The sequence below is a fragment of the Bacillus sp. FSL K6-2861 genome, from assembly GCF_038630725.1.
In the GTDB taxonomy this organism is placed as follows: domain Bacteria; phylum Bacillota; class Bacilli; order Bacillales; family Bacillaceae; genus Bacillus; species Bacillus velezensis.
The window spans coordinates 3680375-3704878 of record NZ_CP152037.1 but is presented as its reverse complement, the minus strand read 5'-3'; the positions used below and the strand labels follow the sequence as shown (position 1 = coordinate 3704878).

The 24504-nt window shown below is 45.3% G+C and carries 18 protein-coding genes; 10 read left to right on the top strand and 8 right to left on the bottom strand.

Annotated features, from left to right (window positions below; all coding sequences use genetic code 11):
- Positions 1 to 104 precede the first annotated feature (104 nt).
- Positions 105 to 962 (bottom strand): Cof-type HAD-IIB family hydrolase, encoded by an 858-nt coding sequence (locus NYE62_RS18315; RefSeq protein ID WP_007614165.1) that lies wholly within the window; start codon positions 960 to 962, stop codon positions 105 to 107.
- Between the two features lie 154 nt (positions 963 to 1116).
- Complete coding sequence (locus NYE62_RS18310; protein ID WP_015418358.1) at positions 1117 to 2103, bottom strand: LCP family protein; 987 nt, start codon at positions 2101 to 2103, stop codon at positions 1117 to 1119.
- A gap of 304 nt (positions 2104 to 2407) precedes the next feature.
- Between NYE62_RS18310 and NYE62_RS18305 the strand changes: the two genes are divergently transcribed.
- Complete coding sequence (locus NYE62_RS18305; protein ID WP_015418357.1) at positions 2408 to 3784, top strand: sugar porter family MFS transporter; 1377 nt, start codon at positions 2408 to 2410, stop codon at positions 3782 to 3784.
- Positions 3785 to 3878: 94 nt separating this feature from the next.
- Entirely contained in the window at positions 3879 to 5291 is a 1413-nt protein-coding gene (locus tag NYE62_RS18300) for a bifunctional glycosyltransferase family 2 protein/class I SAM-dependent methyltransferase (RefSeq protein ID WP_265451080.1), read from the top strand.
- A 3-nt stretch (positions 5292 to 5294) separates the two neighbouring features.
- Here NYE62_RS18300 and NYE62_RS18295 read toward each other — a convergent pair whose 3' ends face one another.
- The 3 genes from NYE62_RS18295 to NYE62_RS18285 are packed head-to-tail and all read right to left on the bottom strand — an operon-like array spanning position 5295 to position 8985.
- Positions 5295 to 6425, bottom strand: coding sequence for a Ger(x)C family spore germination protein (locus tag NYE62_RS18295; protein ID WP_144665017.1), 1131 nt, complete (start codon positions 6423 to 6425; stop codon positions 5295 to 5297).
- The gene (locus NYE62_RS18290) at positions 6422 to 7528 is read right to left on the bottom strand and encodes a spore germination protein (RefSeq protein WP_144665018.1); all 1107 of its coding nucleotides are present in this window, start codon (positions 7526 to 7528) and stop codon (positions 6422 to 6424) included. The genes NYE62_RS18295 and NYE62_RS18290 overlap by 4 nt, the downstream gene beginning before the upstream one ends.
- A gap of 5 nt (positions 7529 to 7533) precedes the next feature.
- The gene (locus NYE62_RS18285; protein ID WP_342497112.1) at positions 7534 to 8985 is read right to left on the bottom strand and encodes a spore germination protein; all 1452 of its coding nucleotides are present in this window, start codon (positions 8983 to 8985) and stop codon (positions 7534 to 7536) included.
- Between the two features lie 217 nt (positions 8986 to 9202).
- On the opposite strand from NYE62_RS18285, the gene manA reads away from it, so the two are divergent.
- Positions 9203 to 10153, top strand: coding sequence for a mannose-6-phosphate isomerase, class I (gene manA, locus NYE62_RS18280; RefSeq protein WP_342497111.1), 951 nt, complete (start codon positions 9203 to 9205; stop codon positions 10151 to 10153).
- Between the two features lie 139 nt (positions 10154 to 10292).
- Complete coding sequence (locus NYE62_RS18275; protein WP_342497110.1) at positions 10293 to 12938, top strand: N-acetylglucosaminidase; 2646 nt, start codon at positions 10293 to 10295, stop codon at positions 12936 to 12938.
- A 60-nt stretch (positions 12939 to 12998) separates the two neighbouring features.
- Here NYE62_RS18275 and NYE62_RS18270 read toward each other — a convergent pair whose 3' ends face one another.
- On the bottom strand, positions 12999 to 14165 hold the full coding sequence (locus tag NYE62_RS18270; protein WP_020956430.1) for a CDP-glycerol--glycerophosphate glycerophosphotransferase: 1167 nt from the start codon (positions 14163 to 14165) through the stop codon (positions 12999 to 13001).
- A 32-nt stretch (positions 14166 to 14197) separates the two neighbouring features.
- Entirely contained in the window at positions 14198 to 14968 is a 771-nt protein-coding gene (locus NYE62_RS18265) for a WecB/TagA/CpsF family glycosyltransferase (RefSeq protein ID WP_007407501.1), read from the bottom strand.
- 355 nt (positions 14969 to 15323) lie between these two features.
- On the opposite strand from NYE62_RS18265, the gene tagD reads away from it, so the two are divergent.
- From tagD to tagH, 5 genes are all read left to right on the top strand, one after another.
- Positions 15324 to 15713 carry a glycerol-3-phosphate cytidylyltransferase gene (gene tagD, locus NYE62_RS18260; protein WP_003151361.1) on the top strand — a complete coding sequence of 130 codons (390 nt, stop codon included), beginning with the start codon at positions 15324 to 15326 and terminating at the stop codon, positions 15711 to 15713.
- Positions 15714 to 15850: 137 nt separating this feature from the next.
- On the top strand, positions 15851 to 17389 hold the full coding sequence (locus NYE62_RS18255; RefSeq protein ID WP_007407500.1) for a glycosyltransferase family 2 protein: 1539 nt from the start codon (positions 15851 to 15853) through the stop codon (positions 17387 to 17389).
- Positions 17390 to 17438: 49 nt separating this feature from the next.
- Positions 17439 to 19613: a CDP-glycerol glycerophosphotransferase family protein gene (locus NYE62_RS18250; RefSeq protein WP_043021850.1), complete on the top strand. Its 2175-nt coding sequence runs from the start codon at positions 17439 to 17441 to the stop codon at positions 19611 to 19613.
- Positions 19614 to 19798: 185 nt separating this feature from the next.
- On the top strand, positions 19799 to 20626 hold the full coding sequence (locus NYE62_RS18245) for an ABC transporter permease (protein WP_003151365.1): 828 nt from the start codon (positions 19799 to 19801) through the stop codon (positions 20624 to 20626).
- A 20-nt stretch (positions 20627 to 20646) separates the two neighbouring features.
- Positions 20647 to 22191, top strand: coding sequence for a teichoic acids export ABC transporter ATP-binding subunit TagH (tagH, locus tag NYE62_RS18240; RefSeq protein ID WP_342497109.1), 1545 nt, complete (start codon positions 20647 to 20649; stop codon positions 22189 to 22191).
- A 39-nt stretch (positions 22192 to 22230) separates the two neighbouring features.
- Here tagH and galU read toward each other — a convergent pair whose 3' ends face one another.
- The gene (gene galU, locus NYE62_RS18235) at positions 22231 to 23115 is read right to left on the bottom strand and encodes a UTP--glucose-1-phosphate uridylyltransferase GalU (RefSeq protein WP_003151367.1); all 885 of its coding nucleotides are present in this window, start codon (positions 23113 to 23115) and stop codon (positions 22231 to 22233) included.
- 228 nt (positions 23116 to 23343) lie between these two features.
- Here galU and wecB point away from each other — a divergent pair, with 228 nt between their 5' ends.
- Positions 23344 to 24483, top strand: coding sequence for a UDP-N-acetylglucosamine 2-epimerase (non-hydrolyzing) (wecB, locus tag NYE62_RS18230; RefSeq protein ID WP_032867494.1), 1140 nt, complete (start codon positions 23344 to 23346; stop codon positions 24481 to 24483).
- Positions 24484 to 24504: the final 21 nt, after the last annotated feature.

Sequence of the window (24504 nt, the reverse complement as noted above, 5' to 3'; positions counted from 1 at the left end):
ATGAAACTCCTTTTTTCTTTATCTTACAATTTATTTTCATTTTTGGGGATTTGTTTTTTGGGAAACGTGAAAAGCCAGGCCGTGAAAGACCTGGCTTTTTCCTTTTATTGATCGTTGTCGAGAAGCCGGTTGATGAAATATGCGACGCCGTTTTCATCGTTGCTTTTTGTAATATACGTGCTTTTTTCCTTCAGTTCATCAATCGCATTGCCCATGGCGATGCGGTTTCCCGCCGCTTCAAACATGGAGAAATCATTCGGGCTGTCGCCGATGGCGTAAATATCCTGTTTTTCAATTCCGTACAGTGAGGCAAGCTCCGTCAGAGCACGTCCCTTTCCGGAACCGGCAGGGAGGATTTCGATAATGTGTTTTCCGGAAGATGTCTGGGATAATTTCGGATGATGTGTAATTTCTTCTTTGGCGTTTCTCAGTTTTTCCATATCAAAAGAGAAACAAAGAAGCTTGTAAACATGTTCGTCTCCGTTAAAAATCGCCTGTATATCCTGTACGGGTTTAATGCCGAATTGTTTGAACTGCGTCTTTGCGCCCTCCCATAATGTCTGAATATCTTCCTTGGGATTGGCGCTTTTCAGAATATCCAGTTCTGCCTGCAGTTTGGACTCGCCGTCAAATGGGGACAGCAGATGATCATCTGTATAGACCTCAAAGTAAATGTCTTTGTCCGTTAAATAAGCGGCGATATCCTTCCCGGCCTGCTGATCCATTAAGAGCCGGCTGACGAGGCGGTATCCTTTGTCATGGACTGTCCCGCCGTTTGCCGCAATGATCGGAATATCCAAATCCTTCAAGAGCGCTTTTACATCAAACGTGGCTCTGCCCGTGCAGATGGCCACGAGAATGCCCGCTTCATCCGCTCTTTGTAAAGCCGCTCTGTTTTCCGGAGAAATCACACTGTCCGAGTTCAGTAATGTGCCGTCTAAGTCAATGGCTATCAATTTCATATGTATGGATGCCCTCCTTAAAAATAAAGCTGCTTCATGTAGTATGTTCAGCTTTGTGCGAAATCAGCAGAAAGCCTTCAGTTAAAAGGCTATACCTTCATGTCCTTTTTTTCAACAGAAAAACGGCGGGATTTGCTAATCCCGCCGTGACGTCTTACGCGTTTAAATCATTTTTTAATTTCGTTTTCACTTCTTGAAGGTTTTCCTCATTCAGCTTGAAGTAATAAATATTTTTGCCGTACTGAGGAGTGTAAATATAGCTGTCTGAACCTGTCAGCTGCAAAGAATCCACCGATTTCAGCGATGTGATAAACGGGAACAGACCGATGGCGTCATTAAGAGATAAGTTCATTTTTAAGTTTTTCCCTAAGCTGTCGACGATATCGTCATAAGATGGGATCGAGCTTAACGATTTAGATTTTTTAATAATGGCGCTCAGCACTTCCATCTGTCTTTGTCCGCGCATCAGATCGGTGTCCGCTTTGCGTGTTCTTACATAAGCCAGTGCCTGCTCACCGTCAAGCGTCTGGACGCCCGGCTTCAGCACGACTTTTCCTTTTGTATCGACTTTAATACGATCGGCAACTTTCTGGCTTTTCACATTTACCGTAACGCCGTTCAACTCATTGACGACATCGCGGAACGCGTCGAAGTTGCTCTCAACCACATAATCTACCGGAATATCAAGCATGTTTTCTACTGTTTTATAAGTTAAATTATAACCGCCGTAAGCATGTGCGTGCGCGAATTTGTCATAGCCGTGTCCCGGGATGTTGACATAGGAATCCCGCGGAATGCTGAGCATCGTCGCTGTTTTCTTTTTCCGGTTGAAGGTGACGAGCACGTTGGCGTCACTTCTTGCGTCATCTACTGATTCGCCCTTATTGTCACGGGCGTCTATTCCTAAAAGCAATACGGTGAAAGAATCCTTCTTCGGGTCAAATTCTTTGATCCGTTTTACGGACTGGTCGCCGCGGTCAAGGCTGACGTGCGCTTCTTTGGTCGCATTATTCAATTTCACAAATGCGTAGGTGCCGACGGAACCGGCGATCACCAATAAGAAAGCGGCGAATACCAGTACAAATTTCACCCATTTTCTGAGGCGTCTTTTCTTTTTTCTGCGTTGAGATCGTTCTTCCATATCATTACCTCTCGTTTCTATTCTTTGTGAAGCGTACCATAATTGTTGACTTGGAGCAACTCTGCAAATGAGAAAATTCCAAATCTTTCTCTCTATTTCGACAACATCTACTGTTATTTTTGCATCAGGTTCACATTATATTGGACGGCAGGAAGCGGGAAATGTTTCGTCGCTTTGTAAAAAATAATTAGTGAAATAATGGATATTAACGGTGCGGAAGGTTTGAAACGGACGAAAACAGGTAAAAGAAGCAGTAGAACAATTCCGCGCGGATACAGCGTTGGATGAAGGGAGTCTACATAACATGAAAAGCATACACTCGAATAAATGGCTCTATTTTTTCGGCGCACTCGGCGGCGCGTTATACGGATATGATACCGGAGTCATTTCCGGAGCTATTTTATTTATGAAAAAAGAACTGGGACTGAACGCCTTTACAGAAGGCCTCGTCGTCAGTTCGTTATTGGCGGGGGCGATTCTCGGATCGGGATTCGCCGGCAAACTGACCGACCGGTTCGGCAGGCGGAAGGCCATCATGGGAGCGGCGCTGCTGTTTTGTATAGGCGGTTTAGGAGTCGCTTTTGCCCCGAATACAGAGGTGATGGTTCTTTTCCGGATCATTCTCGGACTGGCTGTCGGAACATCTACAACGATCGTTCCGCTCTATTTATCGGAGCTGGCTCCGAAGCATAAACGAGGGGCGCTTTCTTCGCTGAATCAGCTGATGATTACGGTCGGAATCCTCGTTTCTTATATCGTGAACTATATATTTGCCGATGCGGGCGCTTGGCGCTGGATGCTTGGACTTGCGGTTGTGCCGTCAGTCATTCTGCTGATCGGAATCCTATTTATGCCGGAAAGCCCGCGCTGGCTGTTTACGATCGGCAAAGAAGAGAAAGCAAGAGAAATCCTTTCATCATTGCGGGGAACGAAGAATATTGATGATGAGATTGAGCAGATGAAAGAAGCGGAAAAGGAAAACGAAGGCGGCTTGAAAGAATTGTTTGAGCCGTGGGTGAGACCCGCGCTGATTGCCGGCCTCGGACTTGCCTTTTTGCAGCAATTCATCGGGACAAATACAATTATTTATTACGCCCCGAAAACATTTACCAGTGTCGGGTTCGGCAATTCCGCGTCTATATTGGGAACGGTCGGAATCGGCGCCGTCAATGTCATCATGACGCTTGCGGCTATTAAAGTCATTGATAAGATCGGCCGGAAGCCGCTGCTGCTGGCCGGTAATGCGGGCATGGTCATCAGTCTGCTCGTATTGGCCGCGGTCAATCTTTTCTTTGAACATTCAGCAGCCGCATCATGGACAACGGTGATTTGTTTAGGCCTGTTTATCATTGTGTTTGCGGTCAGCTGGGGGCCTGCCGTATGGGTCATGCTTCCTGAATTATTCCCGCTGCATGTCCGGGGTATCGGGACGGGTGTCTCCACTTTAATGCTGCATGCCGGAACATTGATTGTCTCATTAACCTATCCGATGTTAATGGAAGCAGTCGGCATCAGCTATTTATTTCTCATTTATGCCGCGATCGGGATACTGGCATTCCTGTTCGTCCGGTTTAAAGTGACCGAGACGAAGGGGAAAAGCCTTGAAGAAATTGAGCAGGATCTGAAAAGCCGTAACGGAGGCTCGGGATCAGAATCAAATCGGCGGACAGTTCATCCGTAATATTCAGTTTTAGGGGGGCGGTTATTCACCGGCCCCCTCAAAACGGATGCCGAGCGGGCGCCCGGTCACATAAATGACGGGGATATGTCATACGTTGTATAAAGTCACGATAAAGGCGGGGATGCCGGTGAAAACGAGTATTATTATCCTTACATATAATGAACTTGAGCTGACGAAAAAATGTCTGGCCAGCATTGAACGATACACCGACAAAGATAAGATTGAACTGATTATAGTTGACAACGGTTCCTCAGACGGAACGAGAGAATACATATCAAATCTGCCTGACGTCAAAGTCATCCTAAATGAAAAAAACCTCGGGTTCGCCAAGGGGTGCAACCAGGGAATCGAAGCGGCAGGGGGAGAAAATCTGCTGTTTCTGAACAACGATACGATGGTCACGAAAAATTGGCTCACCTCCATGCTGAGGGTGCTGTATCAATCTGAAAAAACCGGTATGGTCGGGCCCGTCAGCAACTATGTCAGCGGCGCGCAAATGATCCATGACGCATATCAATCGCTTGATGAGCTGGAGTCATTCGCGGAGGCGTATTGCGAACGGGAAAAGCATCATACAAAGCGGGTGCTGCGCCTTGTCGGCTTCTGTCTTCTGGTGAAAAGAAGCGTCATTGAAGACATCGGCCCGTTCGATGAACAATTCGGATACGGTTCTTTTGAAGATGATGACCTATGTCTGCGCGCACTGCAAAAAGGCTACAGCCTGCACATCGCCCTCGATGCCTTTGTGCATCACCACGGACATGCGACGTTTACGGCTAATCAGGATATCAATATCAATCAGTTATATTCGGAGAACCGCCAGCGTTTTAGGGAAAAATGGGGCACTGATTTTACGTACTTTACTCATCCGAGACCGGAAATTGCGGAGCTCGTTCCCCGGGAGGCGAAACGGATACTTGATGTCGGCTGCGGCGCGGGGGCTACGGGGCTGGAACTTCAAAACAGACAGCCTTGCGAACTGTATGGAATAGAGCTGCACCCGCTGGCGGCGCAAGCGGCAAAAGGACACTATGAAGCGGTGCTGCAGGAAGATGTCGAAGAAGTGAAGCTGCCTTATCCGGAAGGCTTTTTTGATTGCATCATTTTCGCGGACATCCTTGAGCACTTAAAAGACCCGTGGCGCGTCATTGAAACGTACTCATCCTATTTGTCGCCTGCCGGATCAATCGTTTGCAGCATTCCGAATATTTCCCACGCCGAAGCGCTGTTCCCGCTTCTGCTCGGTGACTGGACATACAGAGACGCCGGTATTCTCGACCGCACCCACTTGCGGTTTTTTACGCCGCAGACGGTGCGCACGCTCTTTCCGGAAGAGACATTTGACGTGAAAAAGCAGTCCTATACGTATGTTCACGTGGATGAGCGGGTGCAGCTGTTTTTACAGGAAATCACACGAATGGCGCAATCGATGCAATTTCCGGTGATACAGCTGCCCGAACAAAGCCGGATTTATCAAATTCTCCTCCATGTCGAAAAAACACGCTGAAGGCTACCGTCCCATCGTTCCGAAGTTGGTAATCTGAATGGAAACATCATAGTCAAAAGCCGCTTCGGAGAAGGTCTCATCCCAGCGGTGCTTTACTTTCTTCCAATAGTCGGGATATTGAATGCGGACTCTGTCAGAAAAGAATACAGGGTCCGTTTCATATTGATTCTGCAGCTTATCGATGACTTCTTTCACATCGCTTTTCAGTTTTTTTTCGAAAATCTTTTCCAGCCCGATTAAATAGTGCTGATTGAATGAATCTTCTCCGGCATATTGATCCTCTGACAAAAGTCCTTTTGTTTTTACCGCTACATGAAATGACAGCTTCCCGTTTTTCAGCCTGGGAGTGATGGCGGATGTTGATTTTTTGATCTCGAAGGTAATCGGGTGCCCCCCTTTATCCAAAGCGGGCAGCACGCCGCCCCGTATCGTCCCCATCAGCCAATTCAGGCTCTGTATTTCGTATGATGACAGAAAGCCCGCCAATCTGTTTTGTTTTCCGTTTTTGATAATGGCCGCTCCGTCATACACCGTTTTTCCTTTTTGGCTGCTGACGGCCTGAATGAGAAAACTGAGTTTATTATGGCAGTAAATTGAAGCTCTCCCGATTCGGAGCGGTTGTAAAATCTTTCCGTTGTAGTTTCCGTTGTTCGTAAGGTCGATCAGCTTTTCCGCGGCCATGGGCTGCTGCTGATTCGGCGTCGGCTCCGTCAGAATATCGGACGCTTTTCCTCTTACCGCGAAGAGATAGCTGCTCCGCCTTAATTCATCATCGCGGATAAAATGATTCATCATCTGCAGTATATTTTGGTCGGCCAGCAATTTGTCGCTGAATATCAGCACTTTTAAGTGATCGCTGTAAACAGGCGGATCTTTTAAAGCGACTTCACTGACGGCTTCAAGAATGGTATCCCCCCGCGTCGTCACATTGACAAACACGGGCCGGCCGGAAGCCTGGCTGTTTTCACTTTGGGGCAGCAGGTTTTGATAGGTTAATTTATATCGGCGGTCACTCGTCTCGTCTATCGCCAGTCCCCGGGCGAAAGATAGCTTTTCGACTTCCTTCGCGTCCCAGCATCCTGAAAGCGTCATCAGTATGAAAAGCGCCGCCGCCCATTTTATGAAAAGTGTCATGACGTCTGTTTCCTCCCGGCTATTTTTTTCATCCAGCTGACAAACCAGATGAGAAAAGGAATCATAATGACGGCAAAAAACGTATACCCGAGAATATTCGCGAATGCAAACACGCTGTTGATATCATCGGGGTACATCGAAAGGCCGAATGTCACTGCCAATAAGCTCCCCATCAGCCAGGCATTGTTTTTATTTTTCAGTCTGAAAATGGTGTTTAATCCGAGATGCGCCCCTTTAAAAGAGCCGAGCATACAGGTAAACTGCTGGCATGTCCACGTGATTAAAAGAAAGATATCAAACCGCTCAATGAAAATACCCCGGATTTCCAAGGCGTGAATCAGGGAAATGGTCGGATACGTCACCGTTTTGGCTTCAGCGACCGACATACAGCCGATGACGACAAGCAGCGTAATGCTGTAAAATAAGCCTGCGCTGGCGATGCCGAAGACAGCAGCCTTTTTCGCCTGCTTCGGATTTTTCATAAACGGCACCAGATACAGAATCACCTCAAGTCCTGAAAAATACAAAAGGGTCCGCGGAAACATCTCAAAAAAGCTTTTGTAGCCTCCTTCCATGACCGGGCGGACGAAATCCAGCTTAAACAGTCTCAGGCTGAATATAAGCAGCATAATCAGAATGACGATCGTAACCGGGAACAGATAGGCATAAAGCTTTGAAATGGGATAGACCCCGCCGGTCACATGGTAGATGCCGACCGCCAGAAAGATGAATATGACGACACTCATCGGCGTATTTTTCAGTAAAAAGTAATTGATGACTTCACCGAGAAATCGGGCTTGAAAACAGACGGTGACAACAAAATAACAGCTGATGAATAAATTCAGAAGAGAACCGATGCCGCGTCCCATGATGCTTTGATTCAGCTCATATATGGTTTCCCCGCTGTTTTTCTGCAAAAACGGCATAAAGAGCAGGACGATGCCGATAAACACGACACCCTGCACAAGAATAATGATCCATCCGCTCGGACTGTCCGCTGTTGCGGCGGAGCGCGGCAGTGTTAACACGCCCGCTCCGATCATTGTTCCGCTTACCATGAGAAGTGTCTGCATAAACGACAGCTTGTCTTCCGGTTTTTTCATGGGGATCACCTTTGCTTGATTTTATCTTTCGTCTCTTTTCTGGACGGCCGCTTTTTCAAAAGAGGCGTCGGCAGTCTGACGATCGTATCTTTTAAGTCTTGGCCAGGCTGCGCCATGATCGGAATAAGATAGTCCTGGCCGAAGCTTTTCAGACGCATCAGATGGCCGACGACAAGCAGATAGCACATGATCAGTCCGTATAAACCTAATATCGCCGACAAAATCATCGAAAAAATACGGATGAGCCTCAGCGGAAAATTGAACGCATAGGAGGGCGCCGTAAAAGAAGCCAATGCCGTAACGGATACGACAATGACCATCATCGCGCTGACGATGTTCGCCTGAACGGCGGCCTGTCCGATCACCACGCCCCCGATCAGGCCGATCGTCTGTCCGATCGGCTTCGGCAGCCTGAGTCCGGCTTCTCTGATCATTTCGATCGTAAAAATCATGATGAACGCTTCAACAAAAGGAGGGAACGGGACATTCAATCTGCTTCCGGCAATCGTAACCGCCATTCTCGTCGGCAAAAGCCCCGTGTGGAACGTAACGAGCGATATGTAAAGGCCGGGTAAATAAATCGTGATTAAAATGCATGTATACCGAAGCAGCCTGAGAAAGGTAACCGGAACCCACCGCTGATTATAATCGTCAGGGGAGTGGATAAATTCATCAATGGTAGTCGGCACCAAAAGGGTAAAAGGCGTTCCGTCTACAAGAATGGAAACCCTTCCTTCCAAAAGAGCGCCCATAACCCGGTCGGGCCGTTCGGTCGTCAAGACGGTCGGGAAAATAGAATACGTGTTATCTTCAATAAGCTGTTCAATCGCTCCTGATTCCGGAATGTCATCAATGGTGATCGAATCCAGTCTTTTCATCACTTCTTTTACAACATCATCAGGAGCAATATCCCGAATGTAGGCAACGGCGATCCGCTTTTTTGTCCGTTCGCCGAGTGTGATCTCTTTGATCTGGAGGTTGGGATCACCGGACTGCTCGCGCAACAGCGCCGTGTTCGTTCGAAGCTTTTCGACAAAACCTATCCTAGGCCCCCGTTCAAGCACTTCTGAAGCCGGTTCTTCAATATCACGCATTTTAAATGTTTCCGTCTCAAACGAAAGGGCTTCCTCCCATCCCTCCGCCAGCAAAACCGATTTGCCGGAGAAAATGTCTGCCTCCGCGTCCTTAAGTGAAGAAAGCCGGGTGTGACGATAGCCGAAAGAGATGGATGACGGCGGTGTTTCAGCCGGTTCCTCTTGATGCCGGGCGGCCGCCTGCACGGGCGAAATAATATATTCCGCAAGCAATTGATTGTCGGTCAGTCCGTCTATATAGATAAGACAGGCGTCACATTTGCCGTTTCCGTACGTAAACGAATAAAACATCATGTCATCGCTTTGGCCGAATCGTTTTTTCAGCGCTTCAAGGTTTTTGCCGAGCTCCGCATGTATCGTCACAATGTTCCCCCCTTTTTCATCAGTTATTTTAATTTGCGACAAACAAGGCATTTTATTCTGGAATAGGAAATGACTGAGCATTCCGCCTCATCCGAATGGTATAATGAGCAGGTCAGCCATTTTATACATATTGTTTTAACCGCGGCTCCCTCCGTGTTTTAAAAAAGACACAGGGGGAATGGGATATGAGCCGCTTTTTAAGGGGAGGGGAACGAACATGACGCAAGAGCCGATTTTTTTACAGCCTGTATGTAAAGAAAAACTATGGGGCGGCACGTTATTACGCGAACGATTCGGATATGACATACCTTCAGAAACAACCGGCGAATGCTGGGCGGTATCAGCCCATCCGCACGGAATGAGCACGGTCAAAAGCGGTCCGTATCAAGGGAAAACCTTGATGGAACTGTGGGATCAGCATAGAGAATTATTCGGCGGAACGGAAGGGGACCGGTTTCCGCTGCTGACGAAAATACTGGACGTCAAACATCATCAGTCTGTTAAAGTCCATCCTGACGATTATGACGCCGAGGAGCATGGACAGGGTGAAACGGGGAAGTCTGAGTGCTGGTACATTATCGACTGTAAAGAAAATGCGGAAATCATATACGGTCACACGGCCCGTTCGAAAGCGGAACTTGTCACCATGATTAACAGCGGTGACTGGGAAGGCCTGCTGCGCCGCGTGAAGATCAAACCCGGTGGTTTTTATTATGTGCCGAGCGGTACCATCCATGCCATTTGCGCGGGGGCGCTCGTGCTTGAAACACAGCAGAATTCAGAGGCCGCCTACCGGATATATGATTACGGGCGTACAGATCAAAACGGCCAGGCGCGTGAGCTGCATATCCGCGATGCCGTCAACGCCGCCACCGTTCCTCATGTGGACGGATTTTTAGATGAATCAACTGAAACGAGAAAAGGCGTCACCATCAAAACCTTTGTGCAGGGAGAATATTTTTCTGTATACAAATGGGATATCAGCGGGACGGCGGAAATGACCCAGGACGCTCCGTTTATGCTGTGCAGCGTCACAGAAGGAAGCGGCTCCATCATCTGTGAAGGCAAGTCCGCCGAGCTTGAAAAAGGCGCGCATTTCATACTGCCGGATCAGATGCCTGACTTTACGATAAACGGAGATTGCACGCTCATCGTTTCTCATATATAAAACCAAACTTAATCCCAGTCTGGGATTAAGTTTTTTTTATTTGGAAAATTGGGTGATTTCTCTCTGTAAAAAAGAAGAAGGCCGGCCGATAAATAAACTAGTTTGATAGAAACCAATTGAATCAGAAAGAGGAGAAGGAATGAAAAAGAGATTCGTTGCACCTATGTTATTGTCCGCCGTTTTCCTTGTCTTTTGCACCCTTACACAGCCCGCTGAGGCCGCATACAGCGACTACTCCGTTTACGAGCTGGAAACGAAGCAGCAATTTGCTTCTGAGAACGAGGCGCTTCAAACGGCAGCGAAATTGAAAAAGGATACGGGGTGGCAGGCTGACGCAAAGAAAGCCGGAAATACGCCGCTCACTTATCAAATCTCGGCTTCAGGCTTACACGATGAAACGGATGCGAAAACCGTGCTGAAAGATTTTACGAAGCAGACGGGCGTGTCCGGCACTTACAGCGCAAGCGGAAGCAAACAGCCGTACGTGACCGTCACATCAGGCGTTCTATCAGACGAGCGGCAGACGAAAAATCTTCTTGCCGAACTGACGAAAAAAACGGGCGTGACCGGCGCCGTCAAGCCGGCGGGGACAAAACAGCCGTACATGCAGGTCGTGACTGCTGAGATGGCGGCCGAAGCGGACGCAAAAGCGCTCTCGCAAGCGTTGACGAAGCAGACGGGCGTGAAAGCGTCATACCGTCAGATCAAACGGGAAACAGCCCGGTTTCAGATCCAATCAGGAACAATCTCCGGCGATCAAAAAGCCGCTCAAATCCAAACTGATTTTCAAAAGGAAACAGGATTGCAGTCGTCGCTGAAAGTCACGGCAAAGGCCAGTCCGAATATCACCGTGACAGCCTCTGACATTTCAAATGCAAATGATGCGGCAGGTTTAGCGAAACAGCTGCAGCAGAAAACGGGCGTCAAAGGGAACGTTCAAAAGTATGCCCAAAGCAAAACAGCAACCGTGTACAACGTGCAGTCAGGATATTTTAACGGAGTAAGTGCCGTACAAAATGCTATCACCCAAATCAAGAAGAATACGGGTGTCAGCGGAAGCTATCAAAAAGCCGGCAAGAAAAATAATTACACGGTCGGGATGAGCGGACTGACGGCTAAGCAGCTGCAAAGTGTTCAAGCTTTCTTTAAAAAGAAAAAATGGCATTGCGACGCATCGCCTGTCAAAAAGACAGCATCAGTGTCCGTTTATCGGATCACGGCAGGGCAGCTTACCGCTGCACAGGCAGATCAAGCGGAGGCGTTTTTCCGCCAGCAGCGTGTAAAGACGGCAAGAACCGCGGCGGGAAAAACATCAGAAAACGAATATCAGCTGCTTTCTCAGCAGACGGCAGACCAGTCGAAGATAAAAAAAGGATTGAATCTGCTGGCGGGATATAAACTGACTGCCATTTCAAAAACGATATCCAAGCAGACGGACACAACGTACCAAGTCACAACCGAATCACTGCTTGATACGGCAAAGATCAAGCAATCACTGGATTTTTTCAAAGGGAAAAAAGTATCCGCCTCCGCACAGAAAACAGGTGAAGCGGCGTATACACAATTCAGAATTGAAACGGCACCGCTGCTTAAGAAGGAAGACATTGACCGCGTGACTGCTTTTTTCAAGCAAAACAAAGCGGCCGGCACTGTGAAGGAGACGGGGAAAACCGGCTCTGCACAATACGTCATCAAAACCGAAACATTCAGCAGTAAAACCGTTTTAAATAAAAGCATGAGCTTTTTCAGCGCCAAACAATTACAGGCCGGCTATACGAGTGAAAGCCATCCGGTTTATGAACTCCGCATTCGCAATCAATTCACGGGAGCGCAGTCAGCGGACGCCGCCTCCCAAAAGCTGAAAAAGCTGTACGGATGGACGATGGCTATTTTGAAAATAAAAAACGGACCGCAAATCATGAATACCAATTACAACATCTCGCTGGCAGATATGGTCAAAAAACAAATGACAGTCAGCCCGCAGACTGATGCCGCGGCTTATGCATCGCTTACGTACATCAATACGGCCTCCGGAACGGTCACAGCCGACGTCCTGAACGTCCGGTCAACCCCCGAAGTCAGCTCCGGCAATATTATCGGGCAGTTGAAAAAAGGCGATAAAGTCAGCATCACAGGCCAGACAAACGGCTGGGCCAAACTCAGCATGGGCTGGAGAAACGCCAGCAGTGACGAAGTCGGGCAGTACGTCAATCCGGCTCACTTCGCACAAGACAGCAAGTATTACTTTCAATTTCTGAAGCTCTCTCAGACAGCCGGACTGAACGCACCGGAACTGAATCAAAAAGTGCTGGTCAATAAAGGAATACTGACAGGGAAAGGCCAGGCCTTTATTACAGCCGCCGGCAAATACAGCATCAATGAAGTGTATTTGATTTCGCATGCTTTGCTTGAAACGGGCAATGGCACGTCAGAGCTTGCGAACGGCATTATGTATAATGGTAAAAAGGTTTACAACATGTACGGCATCGGGGCTTATGACAGCAACCCGAATTACTACGGCGCACAATACGCGTATAATCAAGGCTGGTTTACTCCGGAAGCCGCGATTATCGGCGGAGCCCAATTTATCGGTGCGTCTTATATTCACAATCCTTCATACGAGCAGGATACGCTGTATAAAATGAGATGGTCTCCAGCCGCGGCCCATCAGTATGCGACAGACATCGGCTGGGCGTATAAGCAGGTAAACCGCATGTACAGCTTATACTCACTGCTGGATGACTATACGCTTTACTATGATGTTCCCGTGTATATGAAAGTATAAAAAAAGGGCTGAAGTGTATGCTTCAGCCCTTTCTTCATGCAAAAAACACCCGCCGTCGATTCAGACAGGTGCTGCATCACATTTTTTCATTTCTGTCTCTGCAAATTTTAATAACGCTTCACTCGAATTCCCATCTGAATACATATTCCATTTGTCCGAGAACCGCTTCATTTCTTCTGCACGAAATGGCTTTTTCGTCATTTCCTCCAGAAGGGCTTCGCTGTCATGACAAGCCTTTCCGGGAATGACGGAAGTATAATTGTCGATTAAACCGCGCTTTTGATCATATTCCTCCAGATCATATGTGAAAAAGAAAATCGGTTTATTTAAGAGCGCGAATTCAAAAGGCACGGAAGAGTAATCCGTAATTAAAATATCAGCCGCTTTCAAGAGATCATGAAGACGCATGTCAGACACGTTCTTGATCAGTTCGCTTTCAAACGAAGCCGAAATCTGATGCAAAACGGCAGGGTGAAGCTTTACAAGCAGCATATACTCTCCGTTTAACGCGTTTGTGAGCTGTTCTTCGGTGAATGGCAGCCGAAAGGACTGCATATCATAGTCCCTGAATGTCGGTGCGTACAGGATGATTTTTTTCGGCCATTTGTGCTTCAGTTCGGGCTTGTGTTCTTCATAATAGACGTCAGTCAGGGGGACACCCGTTTTTAACAGCTGGCCGTCCCGTATGCCGAACGACTTTTTAAAAACGTCAGCCATCGCGTCTGAACCGACGGTGACAAAGTCAAACGAGCGGTACACTTTTTTAAACCGGCTGATATCTGATGCCGGACGGTTTTGATTCGTCACATCCTCAAGGCCGAACTTTTTCAAAGAGCCGTTCGCATGCCACACCTGAATGCATGTCGTTTGCGGCCGGCGGTTTAAGACGCTTGTCATGAGGAAATAGTTATCCGTTATCACCACTTTGCTCTTAAAAAGGATCAAAACAGCCTTCAAAAGATGCAGCGGATGTTTTTCGTTCAGATAAAAAGAGCCGATACCTTCCAGCTCTTTTTTCAGACTGACGGCATGTCTCGTATACAAAACCGTCATTTCATAAGAAAGCGATTCAGCGTGCGCTTTGTAAGAACGGATGAGAGCCTGCGCATTCTCTTCAAAAGATACCAGCAGGGTCAGATGGTTCTTGGGCTTTACAGGCTTGAACAAAACGCCGAGAACAGACAGATATATAGAATAAAAAGCGGCGAATAAAGATCGCAAGTTCATAGATTACCAATCTCTTTTGCTGTTTTATTTGTTTAAAGCTGTTTCGTTTGATCTTCTGCCTGCTTGGAATACAGGCTTTTATTTGATTTATTATTTCTCAAAACGGTAAAAGCATACTTCGGAATGTTCAGCATCCTTTTCCATCTCCACGGATTCGTCACCAGTCTGTACAGCCATTCCAGATTCGTTTTGATCATCCATTCAGGGGCGCGTTTCACCGTTCCGCTGAACACATCAAAGCTTCCGCCCAAACCGATCGATACAGCCTGAGGGAAAAGATGTTTGTATTCATAAATAAATTGTTCCTGATGGGGATATCCTAAGGCGACAAACACGAGATCGGGTTTCGCCCGGGAAATCTGTTTGGCGACGAAGCGTTTATCCGCTTCATAACCGTTGCTGGCTCCGACAACCTCAATATTCGGATACTCTTTGCTGATCCGGTTCAAAACGGCGTCAAGCACGTCTTGCTTAGCTCCGTATAAAAATATTTTTTTAGACTGCCGGTTTGCGAGGCCGAGCAGCGCAAGAAACACATCGAATCCCGCAATTCTTGATTTCAGCGGGTGCTGCGTCAAACGTGACATTAACACGACGCCGATACCATCCGGCAGGACGAAATCCGCGGAAGAAATGACTTGATGATAACCTTTGTCTTTCGCCGCAGCGTATCCGATCTCAGGATTGACCGTCGCAATGACGGCTCCTTGCTTTTGTGCGATATAATAAGTGTCTAAATATGAAATAAACTCCTGTAAATTTCCATTAACGTAAGAAAGGTTGTGCACCATTTCAGTCTGCATCTGCCGTCCTCCTTTTTGTACGGGATTTTCTTTCACTTTTTCGTGACTTAGGCTAAGCTTTATTTTAACATAATACCTTCAGATAAACTTAACAATAGTTTTACAAAAATATAAATAAGATAACAATTTCTTTAATCATACGCGCAAAAACCCTGCTAAACTCCTATTGTAATAACATTTGTTAATAAGTGGAATGTAACTTCGTTTTACATTGGCTTAACCTTTTCAGGGCTATGTGATATAATGAGGTTCCATGAGTACGAAATTGGCACTTTAGTGATTAAGGATACAGCTGCGCAGCATTTCAGAGCAGTTGCTTGTTATACGTATGATGATAGAAAGGAGCTTTTGTTTCATGAAGAAGGTCATTACTTACGGAACGTTTGATTTACTGCATTGGGGTCATATTAAACTGCTTGAGCGCGCAAAGCAGCTTGGAGATTACCTTGTTGTTGCCATCTCAACAGACGAGTTCAACCTGCAAAAACAAAAAAAGGCCTACCACAGCTATGAACACAGAAAGCTGATTCTGGAAACGATCCGTTATGTCGACGAAGTCATTCCGGAAAACAGCTGGGATCAAAAAGTACGTGACGTAGCGGATCACAACATCGACGTGTTCGTAATGGGAGACGATTGGGAAGGCAAATTCGATTTCCTTAAAGATCAATGCGAAGTCATCTACCTCCCTAGAACCGAAGGCATTTCCACCACACAGATTAAAAAAGAAATTGCCGGGGTGTAATTGAAACATTCGGATATACAGATGATAAAGAAGTACTCCCTCCGGATAGGGAGTACTTCTTGTAATATAAGGTTATTTTCGCTATATTTGTTATGCGCTTTTGAAAAAAAGCTAGACAATAAGAGGAGAATTTAAAGATGAATCTTAGTAACTTTTTTAAGTTGAATAAAAAAGAGTCCAAGCCGTCCGTAGAAGAACGCGAATATACCATTTTAAACAAAGAAGCATTGGCGGAAGAGAAGAAGGTAGCGGTAGTCGTTCCTGTTTATAATGCAGAAGAATATGTAAGGAAAACAGTTGATTCAGTGATCCTTCAAAACATCGGCTTTCAGCATATTTCTTTAATTCTTGTCGATGATTGCTCTACTGATGATTCCAGAAACATCCTGACTGAGTACGCCGAGTTGTATGAAAATATTACAGTCGTCTTTTTGAAAGACAACACGGGAACCCCGGCTTATCCGAGAAACTTGGGGATTGAGCTGGCAAATGCAAAGTACATTACATTTTTGGATGCGGATGATTGGTTTGCGCCGAACGGAGTTAAAATCTTATTCGACATGCTTGAAAGAGATCAGGTAAATTATGCGGTCGGAAAAACGATCGAAATGCAGGTGAACGGTCAAAAAACGATCGGGAAACATGAGTCTTCTCTGAACAGAGCGAAGGTATCGCCTTTTTCAATCCGGCATATTTTCTATCATCTCGGCCCGCGGGCAAGAATGATGAACTTACAATTTCTAAAAGATAATGATATCAGATATCCGGAAATGAAATTTGCTGAAGATAAGCAATTTTTTATGGATGTTCTTTTGGCGTGCGGAGATATTTCAACGTCAACCGAGCCGGTCTATTATCTGAACAGAATGGACAATAATGAGTCGCTGACAAAGCAGACTAATATAATGGAAAAAACCGACACGAACATAGCCGTAATGAAGTATATTCTGAACAAAAAATTAGATACTGAAAAAGAGAAGATGGCAATGAACCGCCTGATCGAATTCGATTCCATTACGCGTCTTTTCGATCGGATGCACTTCCTGAAAAGCGAAAACAAAGAAGCCTATTACAATAAATTCAATGAAATTCTGAATGTGTTAAAGAAGACGAAATACGATATTTCCGAGACATTTTTTCATCCGATTCATAAAACAGCCTACCGTCTGCTGACTCAAAAACGGTATGATGAGGTCGAAAAGCTGTTCCGCTGGTCCAAAAAAGAGCCCGATAAAAACATCGTGACGCAAGGCGGACTGGCTTATTTAGAAAGCCCGCTGACGGATGAAGAAAATAAACTGGTCGAACTTCGCATGCACGGAGAAACGGAAAGCGCGGTGTTCGCCGATCATAAATTCACCGTTACGTTCCGCTTGTTCGGACAGGACAGAAATAATGCCCAATATATTCAGTTTCAGCACAGAGATAACATGAAAGTATTCCACCAGTTTCCGGTTCAGTCACTGGGAGACGGGCGGTACGTCCTTGAAATCCCGTTACGTGACATTGAAAAAGTCGGACTTGGCGGTTATATTATGTATGTCATTTATAACGATTATGAACGTGTCATGTTAAACAGAGACGACGGTGAAAAGGTGACGGCAGAAGCGAACGGACTGCAATATCAATTCTACCGGACGGTGAAGGAGAACCTTTCGCTGAAAGTAACAAAATGATGATTGTGATTGGATATGTTTAATTGAAACAGAGGAGTAGACTTATTTTATGGGTATAGAAAATCCTGTCAGATACAAGTTAAAACATCTTAACATAAAGGAAGAGACATTCAGCATTACGATATCCTGTGAAAATGTCACTGCAGGGGAAGAGCCTTCTCTTCAGATTATAAATCGTAAGACAAAAGCGGAACTTTCCGTCCCTCTGAAACGGTTGGCCGGAGAAGGCGGGGAGTACCATGCTGTTATGAGCACGGATCTGCTTTCTGACCATACGGACGGCAAAGGATGTCTGGATTTCTATGTCTCCTTTATCAATGATGACAGTGATATCAGTAAAAAACGGTTAAAATCCAGCCTTGAACCTATTGAACTGTCTTCTTATAAAGATGAGGCTCATCATATGTTCTTTTTCCCTTACACGACGAAGAAAGGGAATTTCTCCTTAAAGCTGCTGCAGAAAAAGTTCGTCACGCGGATTGATGAAATGGAGCTCGAATCTGACGGCAGCTTACATCTGAAAGGTTTTGCATTCCGGCTGAATGCGGCAGAAACCTTAAAGATAAAAGAAAAAAACCTGATTCTGAAAATGAAAAAAGGAAAAGAAGAGGAGCCTCTCATTCTGAAGTATCCGCTTCACGACGTGCCGAGACACGACCTTGATGAATATGTTCAGGACACAACGATGCTTGACACGATAGGCTTTGATACAAAAATTGATTTGAATGCCGTTTATAAAGAATTGAATCAGCAGCTAATCTTTCAATTCCATATTCAATTCATTTTTGAAGATGCCGGGACGGGTGAAGAGATTATCACCAACAGCAAACCGTTAAAGGTTCTGAAATCTGAACAAGTAAACCCTAACCAATTCACGATCCTGAAAACGGAGAAAGGGCCTGCCAGATTTCACGTTTTCACGAAAAAGAAAACGAAAAATCTCCACCTGAGAATGAACGATTACAGCTTCAGCACCCGCGTGGAGTATTTTGTGAAAGGAAAGCTGAAACGGGGCGCTTCCTTTGTACGCAAGAGAAAGAATAAGCTGAAAAAGTTCATTGAGAAAAGAATACAAAACACTTATAAAGCGGGATTCAGGGTTGCGGGGAAACTGCCTGTCAAACAGAAATTTGTCATGTTTGAAAGCTTTGCCGGAAAACAGTACAGCTGCAACCCGCGGGCGATTTATGAATACATGAGCAAAGAGATGCCGGAATACCGTCTCTGCTGGAGTGTAAACCCCGCTTACTCACAGACATTTAAAGATAAAGGAATTCCTTATATCGAACGCTTTACGTTCAAATGGCTGTTTGCCATGGCAAGAGCCGAGTACTGGGTTGTCAACAGCCGTATGCCGCTGTGGATTCCGAAACCTGAGCATACGACATATGTCCAGACATGGCATGGCACGCCTTTAAAGCGCCTTGCCGTAGATATGGATGAAGTGCATATGCCCGGAACAAACACTGAAAAATACAAGCGCAACTTTACGACAGAGGCTTCAAAGTGGGATTACCTGATTTCACCGAACGCATATTCAACCGAAATATTCGCCCGGGCGTTTCAGTTTAATAAAACCATGATTGAATCGGGATATCCGCGGAATGACTTCCTTCAAACGGATAACAGCCCTTCTGTCATCAAAGCGCTGAAAGAAAAAATGAATCTTCCGCAAGATAAAAAAGTGATTATCTACGCACCGACATGGCGGGATGACCAATTTTATAAGAAGGGAAAATACAAGTTTGACCTTGATTTAGACCTTCATCAATTGAGAGAAGCGATCGGCGATCGTTATGTCATTATTTTACGAATGCATTATCTCGTGGCGGAAAACTTTGATCTCGGACCGTATGAAGGATTTGCGTATGATTTCTCCAGCTACGAAGATATCCGTGAGCTGTATATGGTCTCTGATTTACTCATAACGGACTATTCCTCTGTCTTTTTTGACTATGCAAATCTGAAAAGACCGATGCTGTTTTATGTGCCTGATATCGAAACGTACCGGGATAAACTCAGAGGGTTTTACTTTGACTTTGAAAAAGAAGCGCCCGGTCCGCTTGTCAAAGAAACAGGTGACGTTATCAAATGGGTCAATGAAACGGAATCAGATGATTATAAGCTTCCGGATTCATTCGGGCCTTTTTACGAGAAGTTCTGTTATTTAGAAACCGGAGAATCGTCTGAAAAAGCTGTAAAAGTGATTTTCGGGGACAAGTAAATAAGTGCAAAAAAGCATAATTTAACCACGTTAATTATGCTTTTTTGCTTAAGTGACGGCATGTTGCGCTCATGGGACTCAGGCTTGTTATGAAGTGAAAAATACATCGTAATCTGTTACAATTATGAGCGGTGCTTTTGTAAGTCAAAGCTATTACCTAAAACTTACGACTAAGGAAGATTAGAATGAATGCATTGGTAAAAATTCTGAAAGAGCAATTCAACTCATTTCCGCTGATTATGCGGCTTGCAGTGTACGAAACGAAATCAAAGTATCAAGTGAACTATTTGGGTATATTGTGGCAGTTTCTCAACCCTATGATTCAAATGCTGGCTTACTGGTTCGTATTTGGTCTCGGGATTCGCGGCGGACATGATATGGTGCTTGGAAATGGAGACAGCGTACCGTTCATCGTCTGGATGCTGGCCGGCTTAATTCCTTGGTTCTTTATCAGTCCGACGATACTGGATGCATCTAACAGCGTTTTTAAACGGATAAATTTAGTGTCGAAAATGAACTTTCCGATCAGTTCACTGCCTTCTGTAGTGATAGCATCGAATTTATTCAGTTACTTTGTGATGATGGCGATTTATATTATTGTGCTGCTGAGCAACGGACTGTTTCCGACGCTTCACTGGCTGCAATATATTTATTACTTGTTTTGCATGATCAGTTTTATGTTTGCTTTCGGCCTGTTTAATTCAACCATCAGCGTTTTAATCAGGGACTATCAGTTTTTGCTTCAGGCCGTCACAAGGCTGCTCTTTTTTCTTCTGCCGATTTTCTGGGACATTGCGGAGAAATTTGGAAACAGACCTGAAGTTTTGACCATCTTGAAGTTAAACCCTCTTTTCTATATTATCGAGGGCTTTAGAGACAGCTTTATGGAAGGGCAGTGGTTTTTCCACGATGTGAAATACACGCTGTATTTCTGGTTCGTCACACTGCTGTTATTAACAGTCGGTTCACTTCTTCATATGAAATTCAGAGATAAGTTTGTTGACTTTCTTTAATATAGTAAGGAGATTATACGATGAAACTAAAAGTTTCGTTCAGAAATGTTTCAAAACAGTATTTTCTATATAAAAAACAGTCTGACAAAATTAAAGGACTGTTTTTCCCAAACAGAAATCAAAAAGGTTTTTTCGCTGTCCGAAATGTTTCTTTTGACGTCTATGAAGGGGAAACGATCGGATTCGTAGGGATCAACGGGTCTGGAAAATCAACGATGTCCAATTTGCTTGCAAAGATCATTCCGCCGACAAGCGGGGAGATTGACATGAACGGGCAGCCGTCTTTAATCGCGATTTCTGCCGGATTAAACAATCAATTAAGCGGTAAAGACAACATTCGTTTAAAATGCTTGATGATGGGTCTCAACAATCGGCAGATAGACGAGCTTTATGAAAAAATCGTTGAATTCGCGGATATCGGCGACTTTATAGATCAGCCTGTTAAAAGCTATTCAAGCGGTATGAAATCCCGTCTCGGTTTTGCCATATCGGCGCATATGGACCCTGACATCCTTATTATTGATGAGGCGCTCTCAGTAGGGGACCAGACTTTCTATCAGAAATGTGTGGACCGCATTACGGAGTTTAAAGAACGCGGCAAAACGATCTTTTTCGTCAGTCATTCCATCGGACAGATTGAGAAAATGTGTGATCGGGTGGCTTGGATGCATTACGGCGAAATGCGCATGTTCGACGAAACGAAAGCCGTTGTGAAAGAATATAAAGCTTTTGTGGATTGGTTCAACAAGCTTTCAAAGAAAGAAAAGAAGAAATATCAAAACGAGCAGATTGAAGGCAGAACGCGGGCAGCCGAGGAACAGAAAATCAGTCAGGCGCAGCAAAAGAAAGCGAAGCCCAAATTCATTGCCAATACGATACAGATTACGCTGCTTGCATTGCTGGCTGTCGGCGCAGGCGCTTCGATGTTTTCAGACAAGCCACTGCGTGCGATTACATCTTTCGGTGACGTCAAACAGAGCGATGCCGGCCTTTATGAGTCTGTGAATAAACCTGCTTTGGTAAAAGCTGAAAAGGCGAACCTTTATACTGAAAAAGATATAAAAGGAAAAGCCTCCGCAAGTGTAAGTTTCGGCACGAAGGTGCAGGTAGAAGCCGAGAATAACCAGGCGGCCAAAGTGAAATTAAACGATAAAGAGTACTTTATGAAAAAGACTGATCTGTATAAAGTGAATGCTTTAAAAAAGACGGATGTTCAGCTTAATGATTTCAGCGGCAGTTTATCAAGCCAAACAGCAGAAGAGTTTCTCTCATATCTCAATAAAAGCCGGGACGATGTGCAGAGTAAACTGAAAAATCCAGCTGCCGGACAAACGGCTGACGGACGGAACGTATTAAAAACATCCGATGCAAAAACGGATGTAGTGATTGACAAGGATACAGTCTCCGAAGTGATTTTTCATTTATCGCGTCCCGCAGACATCTCAGCTTTAAGTGAAAAAGGCGGCAGCAAAATCAATCAGAATTTGCTCATGCTTAAAAACCAGGAATATACTTTTTCGGTGAACAATGCTGATAAAACACTGACGGTAACGTCTAAAAAGTAAAGATCACATAAAAAAAGCTGCCGGATTCGGCAGCTTTTTCTATTCGTCAGCTTCTTCTTTTTCAAGAAGATCCTTCATGAACGGAATTAATTTATGGCGGATATCCTGATCCTGTAAGGCAAATTCAAGCGTCGTCTCGATAAATCCGAGTTTTTCACCGACATCGTAACGTTTTCCTTCGAAATCATAAGCGAAGACACGCTGAATGTCATTGAGCTTTTGGATGGCGTCCGTTAATTGAATTTCTCCTCCTGCACCGACTTCCTGCTGTTCCAGGTACATGAAAATTTCAGGAGTGAAAACGTATCTTCCTAAAATAGCCAAGTTGGAAGGAGCTGTGCCCGGTTCAGGCTTCTCTACAAAATTTTTGACCTGGTAACGGCGGCCTTCATTTGTTAACGGATCGATAATTCCGTAGCGGTGTGTGTCGCTTTCAGGAACTTGCTGAACACCGATGATTGAAGACAATGTTTTTTCGTATTCATCCATCAGCTGACGAAGTCCCGGTTTTTCAGCCTGGACAATATCATCGCCGAGAAGAACGGCGAAAGGTTCATCGCCGATGAAGTTGCGTGCGCACCAAACGGCATGACCGAGTCCTTTTGGCTCTTTTTGGCGAATATAGTGGATATCCGCAATATTTGACGATTTTTTCACTTTTTGAAGCAGTTCGATTTTCCCTTTTTCTTCCAAATTGCGTTCCAGTTCAGGGGCATTGTCGAAATGGTCTTCTATTGCTCTTTTTCCTTTTCCGGTTACGATAATAATATCTTCGATGCCGGATTCGACAGCTTCTTCGATAATATACTGAATTGTCGGCTTATCAACGATTGGAAGCATTTCTTTAGGCATTGCTTTTGTGGCCGGCAAAAAACGAGTGCCTAAACCTGCTGCCGGAATAATGGCTTTGCGTACTTTCTTCACTGAATAACACCATCCTTGTTTCTGCAAAATCTTTTTTTCAGAACTATAACCTAGTCTTTTTCCACTTTACCACAATTGATTAAAATTCACACCTTTTAATCCGCTTTCAAAGAGTCTTGTAACGGTTTTTGCTTTGTTTGCCATTAAGCTTTACAATATCTAAGAAACGGCATAAATGTGTTAACATGAAGGGATATCCGACATATAAAACGAGGTGCAGACAAACCGTTGAAAAAACTAAAAGTAATGACCGTATTCGGTACAAGACCTGAAGCAATTAAAATGGCTCCGCTCGTATTAGAGCTTGAAAAATATCAGGAAATTGATTCGCTGGTGACTGTAACCGCACAGCACAGACAGATGCTGGATCAAGTGCTTGAAGCATTCAGCATTACGCCTGATTTTGATTTGAATATTATGAAAGAGCGTCAAACGCTTTCAGAAATTACATCTCATGCTTTGCTGAAACTGGACAAGCTGTTCCAAGAAGTAAAACCAGATATCGTTTTGGTCCACGGAGATACGACGACAACGTTCGCCGGAAGCCTTGCCGCCTTTTATCATCAAATCGCCGTAGGCCATGTGGAAGCCGGTCTGCGTACGCATAATAAATACTCTCCTTTCCCCGAGGAAATCAATCGGCAGATGACGGGCGTGATGGCTGATGTGAATTTTGCGCCGACAAGCCAGGCCGAGCAGAATCTGCTTTCTGAAAATAAAAAGCCGGATTCTATATTTGTCACGGGAAATACAGCGATAGACGCGCTTCAAACGACAGTGCGGGAAGATTATTTTCATCCGATTTTTGACAAGCTGGAAGGAAGCAGGATGATTCTTTTAACAGCGCACAGACGTGAAAATTTAGGCAGGCCGATGGAACAGATGTTTAAGGCCGTCAGAAGAGTCGTTGAAGAGTTTGAGGACGTACAAGTCGTTTATCCCGTTCATTTGAATCCCGCAGTTCGTGAGGCTGCAGAAGCCCATTTTGCTGATTCGGACAGGGTGCACTTAATAGAACCTCTGGAGGTCGTGGATTTCCATAACTTCGCTGCGAAAGCAAACTTCATTTTGACCGACTCAGGCGGGGTTCAGGAGGAAGCGCCTTCTCTCGGAAAGCCGGTCTTGGTGCTTAGGGACACAACCGAGCGCCCCGAAGGAGTGAAAGCCGGGACATTAAAGCTGGCGGGTACAGATGAAGAAACGGTGTATCAGCTGACAAAACAGCTCTTAACCGATCAGGCTGAATATGAACGGATGTCAAAGGCGTCAAACCCTTATGGTGACGGATCGGCTTCAAAACGGATTGTGGAAGAACTGCTTTATCGGTACGGCTATAGAAAAACCCGTCCGCAGCCTTTTACAGAATAAAAAAACTCTGCATCATATGCA

Bases quoted from the DNA above. Each gene is read 5' to 3' on its own strand.
- NYE62_RS18315 (WP_007614165.1), bottom strand. From the start codon at position 962: ATGAAATTGATAGCCATTGACTTAGACGGCACATTACTGAACTCGGAC.
- NYE62_RS18310 (WP_015418358.1), bottom strand. From the start codon at position 2,103: ATGGAAGAACGATCTCAACGCAGAAAAAAGAAAAGACGCCTCAGAAAA.
- NYE62_RS18305 (WP_015418357.1), top strand. From the start codon at position 2,408: ATGAAAAGCATACACTCGAATAAATGGCTCTATTTTTTCGGCGCACTC.
- NYE62_RS18295 (WP_144665017.1), bottom strand. From the start codon at position 6,425: ATGACACTTTTCATAAAATGGGCGGCGGCGCTTTTCATACTGATGACG.
- NYE62_RS18290 (WP_144665018.1), bottom strand. From the start codon at position 7,528: ATGAAAAAACCGGAAGACAAGCTGTCGTTTATGCAGACACTTCTCATG.
- manA (WP_342497111.1), top strand. From the start codon at position 9,203: ATGACGCAAGAGCCGATTTTTTTACAGCCTGTATGTAAAGAAAAACTA.
- NYE62_RS18275 (WP_342497110.1), top strand. From the start codon at position 10,293: ATGAAAAAGAGATTCGTTGCACCTATGTTATTGTCCGCCGTTTTCCTT.
- NYE62_RS18270 (WP_020956430.1), bottom strand. From the start codon at position 14,165: ATGAACTTGCGATCTTTATTCGCCGCTTTTTATTCTATATATCTGTCT.
- NYE62_RS18265 (WP_007407501.1), bottom strand. From the start codon at position 14,968: ATGCAGACTGAAATGGTGCACAACCTTTCTTACGTTAATGGAAATTTA.
- tagD (WP_003151361.1), top strand. From the start codon at position 15,324: ATGAAGAAGGTCATTACTTACGGAACGTTTGATTTACTGCATTGGGGT.
- NYE62_RS18255 (WP_007407500.1), top strand. From the start codon at position 15,851: ATGAATCTTAGTAACTTTTTTAAGTTGAATAAAAAAGAGTCCAAGCCG.
- NYE62_RS18250 (WP_043021850.1), top strand. From the start codon at position 17,439: ATGGGTATAGAAAATCCTGTCAGATACAAGTTAAAACATCTTAACATA.
- NYE62_RS18245 (WP_003151365.1), top strand. From the start codon at position 19,799: ATGAATGCATTGGTAAAAATTCTGAAAGAGCAATTCAACTCATTTCCG.
- tagH (WP_342497109.1), top strand. From the start codon at position 20,647: ATGAAACTAAAAGTTTCGTTCAGAAATGTTTCAAAACAGTATTTTCTA.